The organism is Chitinophaga fulva (genome assembly GCF_012927205.1).
Taxonomy (GTDB): Bacteria; Bacteroidota; Bacteroidia; order Chitinophagales; family Chitinophagaceae; genus Chitinophaga; species Chitinophaga fulva.
Window position 1 is genome coordinate 3,614,298 of sequence record NZ_JABBGC010000001.1, and the last position, 12,652, is coordinate 3,626,949.

Here is a 12,652-nt window from a genome sequence, read left to right on the forward strand (position 1 = left end):
AAATTATAACTGCAATGTTTCCGTGACGCCCGTTTCTTCCAGGAAGCGGGCGTCGTGCGATACGACGACCAGCGTACCCTGGTAGGCGGCGAATATCTGTGTCAGCATCTGGATGTTGGTCAGGTCCAGGTTGTTGGTAGGTTCGTCCAGGATGATCATGTCGGGCGACTGGCTCCGGAGCGTCATACAACACAGCGCCAGCCGGAGTGTTTCCCCACCGCTTAGCGCGCTGCAGGATTTGTCCCAGTCATCGGGGCCAAAGAGAAACCTGACTAGCATGGTGTTGAGTTTTCCTTCATCCACTTTGATGTCATTGTTGGCGGCGGCCTGTTGCCGGACCGTTTTGCTGCGGTCTATACTGCTGTAGTCCTGGTCCAGCACGAGGCTGCTGAATGGTGCTACGTATAGGCGTCCCTGTTGGGACGGCAGTTGCCCGGTGATGAGTTTGATGAGCGTTGATTTACCGCTGCCGTTATTCCCGGCAATCGCCAGCCGGTCGCCACTTTTGATGATAAAATCAAGTGGTTGCGGCCATAAGGGTGTACCATCGGCATAAGCGTAATTGAGCGCTTCTGCCTGTACCAGTATTTTGCCTTTATGGCCGGGAGGCGTGGCAAAATGCCCTTTCATAATACGTGCCACCTGGTCGTTGGCAGAAGCTGCGTCCAGCGTAGCTTGCAGGCCTGCTACTTTTTCTGCATGCACCTCTTGTGTGCGGGCAGTGGTTTTGGCGGCCTGGTCCCTGCGGCCGTTCATCAGGATTTTCGGAATATTCCCTTCGGCGCGGCTTTTGTTTCCGCGTGAATTTTCGCGCTGCTGCCTTTCGGCAGCCTGCTGTTGCGCTGCCCGCGCCTCTTTCAGGGATTTCTCTGCATGGGCGATCTGTTGTTGCAGTGCGGCCGTCTCCTCAGCTTTTTTCTTTTCGTAGAAAGCATAGTTGCCGCCATACACCTGTAAACGTGCGTTGGACAGCTCCCAGATGGGGCTGCACAGTTCCAGCAGCTGCCGGTCGTGGCTCACGATCAGCAAGGATTTGCTGTTGCGCGTCACCCAATCGTATAGCTGTGACCGTGCGGCTTTGTCGAGGTGATTGGTAGGCTCGTCCAGCAGGATGGCCGCAGGCGCGGTGAGATCGCTGCCGGCGAGGAACGCCCTTGTCTTTTCACCACCACTGAGTTGCGAGAAGGGCGCTGTCAGCGGGATGTGGGCGATATCCCAACGGGCAAACAGTTGTTCGCAGCGCTCCATAATATCCCAATCGTCGCCGAGGGCGTCGAAATGGGCTTCCTGCGTATCACCGGCGAGGATGGACTGGAGCGCATGTATCCTGGCATCGATGCCCAGTACCTGGGCCACGGTGCGGTCGTTGAACTGTCCGAAGTGCTGCGGCACATAATATAACGGTGCGCTCCGCACAATCGTTCCGCTTTGCGGCGCCAGTTGGCCTGCCAGTATCTTCAGCAGGGTAGACTTGCCGGCGCCGTTGTCGCCGGTGATAGCGGCATGTTCGTTTTTGTCCAGTGTGAAATGCAGATCATCAAATAATACCCTGTTGGGCGGCAGTTGAAAATGGAGGTGTTGTGCGGTGAGTAGCATGCGTTTCGTTTGTTGTGTAAACATTAAGGTTCCGGGCGGCTGTGTGTGCTACTTGTTTCATGGGTTTAAATTTAGATACGAAAATAATCACCGGTAGGTACCGTGCGATTTGTTTAAATCAGAAAATAAATAATATGATGAAATGCTTGCTAGACGCAAGGTTCCGGAGCGGAACAGAAGATTATATGTGTGTGGGTAATTCTCACATGATGGGGCAAAGATACAATTTTCCCGGATCAGGCCAAAGGAAATGACAGAAAAAACGAACAGCCCTTGTCTGGATTGTTCTGGAACCATATGCGGCCATGCTGGGCTGCCGTGTATTCGCTGCAGAGATACAGCCCCAGCCCGATGCCTTTTTCATTGCCGGTGCCGAAGGTAGAGCGGGCCTTCAGGGAAAAGATTTCCGGAACCCGTTTGGGGTCTATGCCGGTACCGGTATCACGGATCATGATCAGGCACTGCTGGTTTTCCTGGTGGGCCTCCAGTGTGATCTGGCCGCCGGGAGCGGTGAACTTGATGGCGTTGCCCACCAGGTTGCGGATGATCAGCTGCAGCATGTTGAGGTCGGCCATGGCCGTGAGGTTTTTATCAATGTCTGTGGTGAGGTGCAACCGTTTATTGGTGATAAAAGTAGTGTGTATGTCCAGCACCGGCATGGCGGCTTTATAAACATTCACCGGCGCCAGATGTACGGTGAGCCCCTGCAACTGGCTCTTGGACCACAGCAGCATGTTGTACAGCATGTCCTGCGTATTGTTGACCATCAGCAACAGCTCTGCTTCCAGCTGTAACTTTTGCTCAGGCGGCAGCTGGATGTCTTTCATTAATTCAAGATAAGATTGTATGGAGGCCATCGGGCTGCGCAGGTCGTGGGAGATGATGGAAAACAGTTTGTTCTTTTCTGTATTCAGCACTTCCAGCACCCTGGTCTTTTCTTCCCTTTGTTGTTTCTCGCGGTTATACGCATTTTTCAGGTAGATGGTACCAAAGAAGATCACCAGCACGCTGGTGAGATAGGTAGCGGAGAGGTCCACTATTTTCGACTCACGGTCCGCGTACATATTAGGCACCAGCTCCGGGCGATAGTACTCGATAAGAATAATGGCTGCCACCAGCAGCAGGTTGAAGATCAGCCATACTACGTACTGCCCGCGGGGCGCCACGATCATCACCAGGAAGAAGGTGAGGGTAAAGGTCATCAGGCTGGCACCGGAAATACCAGAGCTGACGAAATATATCCAGGCAAACAATAAATTGACCAGTACTACGGTGATGGCTATACTGAGCGCGGAACGGTTTTTAAAACGGGAAAGGTAATACAGGCCTGCTAATGCCAATAGCAGCAACCCGAATATGATCCCGGTCATTTTGAGGCCGGTGAAATAATTGAAAGGGGCCTGTACAACGCTTACCACCATGGCAAGCAGGCACATAGAGTTAAAAATGCGATTTTCCAGGGTTACTTGTTCTGGTGGGCCAACAAGGTATAATAGTTTCTCTCGCAGTTGCTTTGTAAAGTCAATTCTCATAGATGATGGCATGTGGCAAAGCTAAAAATAAATAGCAGGATAGAATTGGTCTACCTCAAATCTCCAAACTGGACTAATTAAAAATAGCAGCATAATGTGAAATTTACAATACTAAAAAGCGTACCATATTTTTAAAAGGGTTCAGCGAATCACTTAAAGAAACTAAGAAAGGAGAATGTTATCGAAGATTACGCAGACCTACCGGTCCTCATTTAGTGGACTGAGCAGGGAGACCTGGCTACTGAGCCTGGTGATATTGATTAACCGTACGGGGACCATGGTGGCGCCGTTTCTGAGTATTTATCTCACGAAGAGCCTGCACCGCGACATTGCCGACGCCGGCCTTATTATTACCTTGTTTGGGGTAGGCGCTGTACTGGGATCGCTGGCCAGCGGTTACTTTATTGATAAACTGGGTTTCCGGGCCGTTCAGATTTTTACTTCCATTGCCGGTGGTATGTTGTTCATCACCTTTGGCTATATCTCGAATTTTTCCGTCCTCTGTGGGATGACGGTCGTACTGAGTTTTGTGGCAGAAGCCTTCCGGCCTGCCAACGGGGCTGCTATTGCTGCCTATTCCAAACCGGAGAACCTGACCCGTTCCTATTCGCTCAACCGTTTTGCGATGAACCTTGGCTGGGCGCTTGGCAGTTCTATCGGCGGTATTCTCGCAGCCATCAACTATCACCTGTTGTTCTGGGTAGAAGGTGGTGTGTATATGCTGGTGGGCCTGTTGATCACCTTTTTATTGCCGGCTTACAAAGGAACGCCGCGCACAGCTGCTGTCAAAAATATTCCCCGGGAACTACCCATCTGGAAAGATCCTTTCCTGTTCCGTTTCCTGATCTGGGTGACGATATACACGGCCTCCTTCGGTCTTATTTTCCGCCTTGTGCCGATCTACTGGAAAAACGACTGGCATATGAATGAATCGTTGATAGGGTTGTTGCTGGGCGTAAATGGTGTTATCATCGCCTTGTTTGAAATGGTGCTGGTAAGACGCTGGGAGAACCGTAAATCATCGCTGTACTATATTGTAGGCGGTGTGGTGGTAACAGCCATTGGTTACCTGTTCTTCCTGGTGCCACCTGTGGTACCGGTCATATTTGCTTTCCTGGGTGTTGTGTTTTTTACTGTCGGGGAGATGATGGCGTTTCCTTTTATCAACGCGGTGATCATGGGCCGCTCCAACGATACCAACAGAGGGCGTTATGCGGCAGCATATGCATTGACCTGGTCGGTGGCGCAGGTGATAGGACCGGGTGGCGGCGCGCTGGTAGCGGAACGTTGGGGCTTTGTGATGTTGTGGTCCATACTGGTCGTTGTTTGTATCATCTGTGCGGTGGGGTTGTGGCGTTTGTCCCTGAAAAAGGCCGTGGCAGCTTGATCCATAACCATTTCGTGTGAGGGGCACCATTTAAATCCTTATATTTATAGCGGATTTAAACGAATATCGCCAATGGCCATTGTTGATACAGTTAATGCGGACAGATATCCTTTTCTTGCCGGTGGTGGTGAAACCGGCGCCCTGATCCGTAACTATCCCTGGGAACAAACATCGATTGGTGCGGTTGACAAATGGCCACAAAGCTTGAAAACCTGTTTGAGGATCATCCTCACTTCCAGTCAGCCCATGTTTGTATGGTGGGGCCCCGAACTGCTCAATTTTTACAATGATGCTTACCGCGCCATTGTTGGCGGCAAACATCCGGCGTGCCTCGGCCAGCCGGCTCGTACGGTATGGTCGGAGATATGGGACCAGATCGCGCCCCGCGTGGAACAATGCCTTACCAATAATGAAGGTACCTACGACGAAGCGCTGTTGCTGATCATGGAGCGCAACGGTTATCCGGAAGAAACCTACTACACTTTTTCGTATAGCCCTATTCCCGGTGATAATGGGCTGCCCGAAGGCATCCTGTGCGCCAACACCGACGATACGGACCGTATCGTATCTGCCCGCCAGATGCGTACACTGAAAGACCTCGCGCGGTTTAATCTCAACAGTAAACGGATACAGGACGTCTATACCAACAGTCTCCTGGCTTTACAGGAGAACCGGTATGATTTCCCTTTTGCTTTTTTTTATACGATAGACCAGGACATTCATCACCTGAAAGGCTATACGGTCAATGATCTGCCCGGGAATATATTTCCCCGTGAGACCAGTAGTGCAGATGAAACATTGTTCTGGCCACTGGCTGATACCCTTCGGCTCAACAGGCCCGTGCTGGTGGAACACCTGCGCAGCAAAGCCGGGCGGCTGCCTGCCGGTGAATGGAAACTGCCGCCGGACCAGGCGTTGGTAGTGCCTGTACTGCATAACAACTCCGGGGCGCCATACGGGCTGCTGGTCATCGGCCTGAACCCTCACCGGCAGCTCGACGAAAAGTACCAGGCTTTTTTTCAACTGGTGGCCGATCATATTGGTGCCGCCATCGCCAGTACCAGGGCTTATGAGGAAGAGCAGCAGCGCGTTAACTCCCTGATGGAGATAGACCGGGCCAAAACCATTTTCTTCAGTAACATCAGCCATGAATTCAGAACGCCGCTGTCCCTCATGCTGGGACCGCTGGAAGATATGCTGGGCCGGGCAGATCAGCTGCCAGCTGGTGTGACGGAAGAATTGCAGCTGGCGCAGCGTAACACCCGGCGCCTGCTGAAACTGGTTAATTCCCTGCTGGATTTTTCCAGTATCGAAGCCGGCAGGATGCAGGCCAGTTACGCTCCTGTGGACATAGTGGCGCTCACCCGTGATCTTGTCAGCAACTTTGAACCTGCCATCAGCAAAGCCGGCGTTACACTTGTAACAGACTATGAGCATCCTTCGCAGCCTGTGTATGTGGACAGCGACATGTGGGAGAAGATCGTACTGAACCTCGTTTCCAATGCTTTTAAATATACGCTGGAAGGAAAGATCAGCGTCAGCTTGCGGGAGTATGCCGATCATGTGGAGTTGATCGTAGAAGATACGGGCGTGGGTATTCCACCGCAGGAGCTGCCGCATCTTTTTGAACGTTTTCACCGGGTGTACAATAGAAACGGCCGTAGCCAGGAAGGGACCGGAATTGGCCTTTCGCTGGTCAATGAGCTGGTGAAGCTCCATGGTGGCGCTATAGAGGTCAGCAGCCGGGAAGGCGAGGGGACAATATTTACTATCAGTATACCAGTAGGCCATGCTCATCTGCCGGAAGATAAAGTCACACACCATACCGGCTCTGCCAGTTCAGACAGCCGGCATGCCTTTGTGGAAGAGGCTTCCCGCTGGGATGACCCTGTCCTTCAGCAAACGCAACATCAGCAGGATGGGAAGCCCTACATCCTGTTGGCCGATGACAATGCAGATATGCGGGAGTACATCCGGAAGCTGCTTGGTGACCGCTACGAAGTTGTCACCGTCAGAGATGGCGCTGCCGCACTGGAGGCTGTTGCGCGCCGCCTGCCCGACCTGGTGATCAGTGATGTAATGATGCCGCTGATAGATGGTTTTGCGCTGGTGAAACTATTGAAACAAAACCCGGCCACCATGCACCTGCCGGTACTGCTCTTGTCGGCCAGGGCCGGCGAAGAAGCGACCGTGGAAGGGCTGGCAGCCGGTGCTGATGATTATCTGGCCAAACCTTTTTCCTCCAGGGAACTGATGTCCCGGGTAGATGCCAATGTCAATACAGCAAAAGCCAGGAACTATGTGGCCAGCCAGTTGCGCGACCTGTTCCGGCAGGCGCCCACAGCCATTTTGTTGTTGCATGGGCCGGACCATATCGTGGAACTGGCCAACAGCCGTTATCTCGAAACGGTGGGCATGGAAGAAAACGAAATGGTGGGTAAATCGCTGCTGGAAATTGTACCGGCGTTGCATAACAACGGATACCGGGAAATACTGGACAAAGTGTTGCATACCGGTGAGCCCTATGAAGGCAACGCGCAGGAATTAACGTTTATCCGTCAGCGTAATCACATCAAACAATATTTTAATTATGTGCTGCACCCCGTGCGGGACTACAACGGTGGTATTACCGGCATCATGATGGTGGCGGTAGAGGTGACTGAACAGGTATATGCCTTGCGAAGAGCGGAAAACAGTGAACGGTACTATCGCCATCTCTTACAGGGGCTGCCTGCCGCCATTTACACTTGCGACGCGGATGGCCGCATCCTCTGGTATAATGAAGCGGCAGTGTCTTTATGGGGGCGTAAGCCCGTTATCGGCAAGGATATGTGGTGTGGTTCCTGGAAAATTTTTAATATCGATGGCGTTACGCCTGTTCCGCTGGACACCTGTCCGATGGCTATCGCATTGCAGACAGGTGAAACGATCCGCGATACAGAGATTATCGTGGAGAGGCCGGATGGCACCCGCAGGCATGTGCAGCCATACCCGGACCCTATCCTTGATGAACAGGGACGTATAACCGGTGCCGTTAATATGCTGATTGATATTACCGAACTAAGGGCCGCACAAATACATATGGCCCGGCTGGCCGCTATCGTGCAAGGCTCTGACGATGCTATCATCAGTAAAACGCTCGATGGTATCATCACCACCTGGAACCCCGGTGCGGAGAAACTCTTTGGTTATACCAGTGAAGAAGCTATCGGGCAATCGATCCTGCTACTGATACCGGAAGACCGTACGCAGGAAGAGCAGGCAATCGTGGACCGGTTGAGAAAGGGGATCGTGGTTGATCACTTTGAAACCAAACGCAGGACAAAAGATGGCCGCCTGCTGGACATCTCCCTGACAGTATCTCCGCTGAGAGATGCGCAGGGGCGTATTATAGGGGCATCTAAAATAGCCCGCGATATCACTGAACAGAAAAAACTGTTCTCCGCCCTTCAGGAAAGTGAAGCACGTTATATGCAGGTGGCGCAGGAAATGGAGATGATTGTAGCGCAACGTACGTTGGAGTTGACAGAAGCCAATTATTACCTGGAACGGTCCAACAAGGAACTGGAACAGTTTGCGTTTGTGACCAGCCATGACTTGCAGGAGCCGCTGCGTAAAATCCATACGTTCGCCGGACTGCTTAGTGACTCCACACAGGGTATGCTCAGCGATACCGGCAAATTGTATGTTGAAAAGATGATGATCAGCGCCCGGCGCATGTCGCAGCTGATACATGATCTGCTGAACTTCTCCCGCCTCAACCGTGCCGATGATCCGTTTGTGGCCACCGATCTCAATGAGGTGATGATACATGTGCTCAATGATTTTGAAGTGATGGTGGGGCAGAAAAAAGCTTCGGTGACCATTGACCTGCTGCCGGTCATACCGGCTGTGCCGTTGCAGATGAACCAGTTGTTGTACAACCTGCTCGGCAATGCACTGAAGTTCACCTCGGAAGACCGTGACCCGGAAATCCACGTCAGCGCGCGATTGCTGACACCGGAGGACTTTGCCGTTTATCCTGAACTGGATATCAACCGCAGTTATTATGAGATCTCTGTAAAAGATAACGGTATCGGTTTTAGCCAGGTGTATGAGGACAAAATCTTTCAGATTTTCCAGCGTCTCAACAACCGCACCGCTTATGAAGGTACCGGCATTGGACTGGCGTTGTGCAACAAGATCGCCATCAACCACAAGGGTTGTATCCGTGCATTGGGCATTCCCGGCGAGGGTGCCGTTTTTAACGTTGTTTTACCTGCCATGTAAATAATTAACCCAGCCTCCTTCGATTGGTACTTTTTTTGATCGATGCAGCTGTCCGCCTATTTATCTCTTTTATCGTTGACCAGGTTAATTGCGTATTCATGATTATAAAAGAGCTGCATGTGGTGATTGAAACACCCAAAGGGAGCAGTGAAAAATATGATTTCGATCCGGCATCGCGTTTCTTTGTACTGAGCGAGGCATTGCCTGCCGGCATGATGTTCCCGTTTGACATGGGTTTTATTCCCGGCACCAGAGCGGAAGACGGAAACCCGCTGAATGTGATGGTATTGTCTGAATTCAAAACTTTTACCGGCTGTATGATTAAATGCCGGTTAATCGGCGCTATTAAGGCTGTCGTATATGAACCTGATGGTGCGCAGGTACGGATGGACCGGTATATTGCGGTGCCGTTTTTGTCAAGGGTGTATAAGGAGCTGGACGTGGTGCCGGATAAACTGGTGCGGGAATTGGAGAGTTTCTTTGTCGCTTACCACACACTGGAAGGCAGGCTGTTCAAGCCAGCCGGCTACCTGGATGCGGCCCCTGCATATGAGCAGATAAAATTCGTCTGATATGGATATCGCTGATGTGGCTTCTTGGTCTGATGGAAAGTCTCAGGCTGGAGACAAAACAGGACGCACTGGAAAAGATAGAGGAGGCGTATATGGAAACAAACGGGAGGATCAGTTTCCTGCTGAAGAAGGTTATTTAAAACACCTGTGCCATCTTTCTTCCAGCACATCTTTCAAAATACGGCAAAGGGCATCAAAAGAATCCGGTTTGGTGAGGAACATGCGGGCGCCCAGCGCCATGGATTCCTGTACATCTTCCACCATATCGGAAGTACTGAGTATCACCACTTTGGTGATGCTTCTGTGAATGAGTTTCCCCAATTCCTGCAAACATTCCTTGCCGTTCATCATCGGCATGTTCATATCCAGAAATATATAATCCGGATTGACAATCTTTTTAGTGAAAAGCATATCAATAGCCTGGATACCGCTTTCGCAGTAATGGGTCTCCACATCGGGCGAGACTTTTTTGATGGCTTCACTGAAGAAAATCCTGTCATCAGCGTCATCATCGATGACCAGGACGGTGTGTGGCTTCATATAAGATGGTTAAATCAGGTTTACAAATGAAAAATTACAATCTAAATTTCTCAGTTTGATGTTTTCAAAGGTTTATAAATATCGGTCAATAAAAAGTTAAAATCAAATAATAATATAAGTAATATATTGTTGTGGCAGCTAAAGTGCATTGGAGTTTATAGGCGGGTTAATAAGGAATCCTGATGTGCTCAAAAGATGATCCTGGTCACCATAAAATTTGATTATTGGACCATTTTATTATTTAAAAATGGCCCAATAATCAAATATCAAAATGGTTATTGTTCTTTCACAATTCTTTTAACAGCGATGTTATTTTCCTGTACCAGTTTGATAATATACACACCGCCTGGCTGCCGGCCGCCACGGAAAGTGGCCTGGTGGGTGCCGGCTGACTGTTGCCCGTTGACCAGCACCGCTACCGGCTGACCAGCGAGGTTGTATACGATCAGGCTGGCAACACCTGCTTTGTCGAGTGTATAGGTAACATGCAGGTCTTCCCGGAAGGGAACAGGGTAGGCGTCCACGTTAAGCTTACCTGCTTTTGAAGGTGCATCATTAACCGGGTTGAACATCGCAGCGGAAGTAGCTGCCAGTGCTGCCTGTGTTTTAACTTTCACTTCAGTATAGCTGTTCCACGCATTGACATCATTGCCATGTCCTGCAATTCGTACATACTTGGCCGTTACAGCGGTGAAGTTGAAGGATTCAAAGGCTGTGGAAGTGCCGCTGCTTAGTTTGTTGGCCGCTACGGTGGTCCAGCTGGTACCATTGCTGCTGACGAGGATATCGAATTTGGCTTTGCGGGCATCGCCTTTATAGAAGGCGATGTCTACACCGGTAACGGTTTGTGCGCTGCCAAGGCAGAATTGTATATACTGTTCACCGCTGGCAGACCAGCGTGTGTTAAGATCATTGTCCAATACATTGGCGGCCACGTTGCCATCGTCGCCGCTGGCTTCTACCGGGTTGCAGCCGGGTGTGGCGGCTACCGTGATATTAACTGTGGCGGAGGTGGTAGCGCTGTTGCCGTTATCAGTGGCTTTGGCAGTAAGGGCGTAGTTACCTGCGGCTACATTGTTCCAGGTGTAGGAGTAGGGGCTGGTAGTGTCTTCGCCCAGTTTGGTGCTGCCGTTGAAGAACTCTACTTTTTTCACGGTGCCATCGCTGTCAGCTGCGTCGGCATTGATGGTTACGCTGGCCGGCGCCGTATAGGCGGTATTGTTAGCCGGTGCGGTGATGCTAACAGTAGGTGGCTGGTTAACAGGGCCGGAGTTACCGGGTATCCACCAGTTACCGGAGATAAAGAGTTGGCAAAGCAGGCCGTAGGAGTCGCTGTAATAGCCGCTTTTGGCCGACTTCAGCCAGTTCCAGCCTGCGTTGAGGAAAGCCTGGTTGTTGCTGCTGACAACAGAGGCGGCCACAAAAGGCCCGATGAATACTGCTTCCTGACCGGTACCGCGATTGCTGCCGTTCAGTTTGTACCCGTCTACGATAGCAGTAGGATTATTGTTTGTTTTGGTTTTCACCCAGTTGACCAGTTTGTTGGTAATGGTCAGGGCGTTGCTGTTGCCATGCATAGCGTAGTCCATCACGATGCGGAGCGGTACGCGGCAGGCGTTGTAGTTGTATTCATTGGTTTCCGTGTATTCACCGAGGAAATCTGTAGGGCATGGCTCAGGAGGGTTTTTCACCACGAAGTCGGAGATAAGGCCGGTGTTGGGCGTGTAGGTGGCGGAGAACTGTGAGTATACACTATAGAGGTTGTTGATCACGTTGATCCAGGTGACGTCGCCGGTTTCCTGATAGAAGGCGCGCAAGTGGTCCATCATCCAGTCAGACGGGCGGGTGTCGTACGTGGATTTGGAGTCAGAGTCGCTAAGACTGAGGCGTTTGTTGGTGGTCACGTAGCTGACCTTCAGGCCATTGTTGATCATGTCTTTGGCTTCCGCGAGATAGTTGATGGTACCGCCGGAGCCCCATTGATAGTGAGCAAGGATTAGTGCATAGGCAATATCGATGTCGCCATCGGTGGCGGAACCAAAATGCCCCTGCGCACTGGCGGCATCGGCCACTACCCAGCCCATCAGCTTGGGGTTGGCGGAGCTGTGGTAGGCCCGGGCAGTTTTGAACAAGCCATTAAAAATAGTTTGGGCGTTGGGGTCATGGCCGGCCATCAGGGCCACGATAACCATCCCATATCCTTGTCCTTCTGAAGAGCCCAGTGGCTTATAGCCATCCGGGTTACCAGTAATTTCGCCTTTTACATAGTAGCCGCCCGGCAAGGAAGAAAGGTTGTTCTTCAGATAGGCGCCTTTCCAGTAATCATAGTAGCTGGCCACGCTGGCGTTCATGGCAGCCTGGGTAACGTTGTTGGGCTTGATACAGTTGGGATAGCTGATGGCTTGCGGGAAAGGCTTGTTCTGAGCCTGCACGCATAAACCGGCAACGTTCAACAGACCGGCCAACAAAAACAATAAATGTTTGGTCATAAGGGTTTGTTTTAGGGGTGAATTATTGAAGAAAAGATTTGGTTGCTACATCGTTGTTTCCGTTTGTTAAAAGTATCCGGGCACAGTGGTCTCTGTCAGGCTGCAGGTTTTCCCGGGTTTCAATTACATCGTCTCCGTTTCGGTACAGTGGGTTGTCGTCTGGTTTCAGGCGCTGCGTAGTCTCCGTTTCGTTATCGTTTCCACATTGGGACCATGTGTATTTTCAGGCAATTACAGGCAATACATCAGTACAGTTGTTTCCGTTTT

7 protein-coding genes are annotated in these 12,652 nt (G+C 51.1%); 3 read left to right on the forward strand and 4 right to left on the reverse strand.

The genetic code is table 11. The features are described from left to right. Positions 1-3: 3 nt before the first annotated feature. Both HHL17_RS14665 and HHL17_RS14670 read right to left on the reverse strand, forming a co-directional pair. Positions 4-1,596, reverse strand: coding sequence for an ABC-F family ATP-binding cassette domain-containing protein (locus HHL17_RS14665; RefSeq protein ID WP_169225443.1), 1,593 nt, complete (start codon positions 1,594-1,596; stop codon positions 4-6). Positions 1,597-1,832: 236 nt separating this feature from the next. Then, entirely contained in the window at positions 1,833-3,032 is a 1,200-nt protein-coding gene (locus HHL17_RS14670) for a sensor histidine kinase (RefSeq protein ID WP_169225444.1), read from the reverse strand. A gap of 271 nt (positions 3,033-3,303) precedes the next feature. On the opposite strand from HHL17_RS14670, the gene HHL17_RS14675 reads away from it, so the two are divergent. The 3 genes from HHL17_RS14675 to HHL17_RS14685 all read left to right on the forward strand — a co-directional run bounded on the left by HHL17_RS14675 (position 3,304) and on the right by HHL17_RS14685 (position 9,356). Continuing rightward, on the forward strand, positions 3,304-4,515 hold the full coding sequence (locus tag HHL17_RS14675; RefSeq protein WP_169225445.1) for an MDR family MFS transporter: 1,212 nt from the start codon (positions 3,304-3,306) through the stop codon (positions 4,513-4,515). A 72-nt stretch (positions 4,516-4,587) separates the two neighbouring features. Beyond that, positions 4,588-8,784, forward strand: coding sequence for a PAS domain S-box protein (locus HHL17_RS14680; RefSeq protein ID WP_169225446.1), 4,197 nt, complete (start codon positions 4,588-4,590; stop codon positions 8,782-8,784). Between the two features lie 98 nt (positions 8,785-8,882). Continuing rightward, on the forward strand, positions 8,883-9,356 hold the full coding sequence (locus tag HHL17_RS14685) for an inorganic diphosphatase (protein ID WP_169225447.1): 474 nt from the start codon (positions 8,883-8,885) through the stop codon (positions 9,354-9,356). A gap of 132 nt (positions 9,357-9,488) precedes the next feature. Here HHL17_RS14685 and HHL17_RS14690 read toward each other — a convergent pair whose 3' ends face one another. Together HHL17_RS14690 and HHL17_RS14695 are read right to left on the reverse strand one after the other, a co-directional pair. Next, positions 9,489-9,896 carry a response regulator gene (locus tag HHL17_RS14690; RefSeq protein ID WP_169225448.1) on the reverse strand — a complete coding sequence of 136 codons (408 nt, stop codon included), beginning with the start codon at positions 9,894-9,896 and terminating at the stop codon, positions 9,489-9,491. 275 nt (positions 9,897-10,171) lie between these two features. Further along, complete coding sequence (locus HHL17_RS14695) at positions 10,172-12,385, reverse strand: glycosyl hydrolase family 8 (RefSeq protein WP_169225449.1); 2,214 nt, start codon at positions 12,383-12,385, stop codon at positions 10,172-10,174. Between the last annotated feature and the right edge of the window lie 267 nt (positions 12,386-12,652).

Bases quoted from the DNA above. Each gene is read 5' to 3' on its own strand.
- HHL17_RS14665 (WP_169225443.1), bottom strand. From the start codon at position 1,596: ATGCTACTCACCGCACAACACCTCCATTTTCAACTGCCGCCCAACAGG.
- HHL17_RS14670 (WP_169225444.1), bottom strand. From the start codon at position 3,032: ATGTGCCTGCTTGCCATGGTGGTAAGCGTTGTACAGGCCCCTTTCAAT.
- HHL17_RS14675 (WP_169225445.1), top strand. From the start codon at position 3,304: ATGTTATCGAAGATTACGCAGACCTACCGGTCCTCATTTAGTGGACTG.
- HHL17_RS14680 (WP_169225446.1), top strand. From the start codon at position 4,588: ATGGCCATTGTTGATACAGTTAATGCGGACAGATATCCTTTTCTTGCC.
- HHL17_RS14685 (WP_169225447.1), top strand. From the start codon at position 8,883: ATGATTATAAAAGAGCTGCATGTGGTGATTGAAACACCCAAAGGGAGC.
- HHL17_RS14690 (WP_169225448.1), bottom strand. From the start codon at position 9,896: ATGAAGCCACACACCGTCCTGGTCATCGATGATGACGCTGATGACAGG.
- HHL17_RS14695 (WP_169225449.1), bottom strand. From the start codon at position 12,385: ATGACCAAACATTTATTGTTTTTGTTGGCCGGTCTGTTGAACGTTGCC.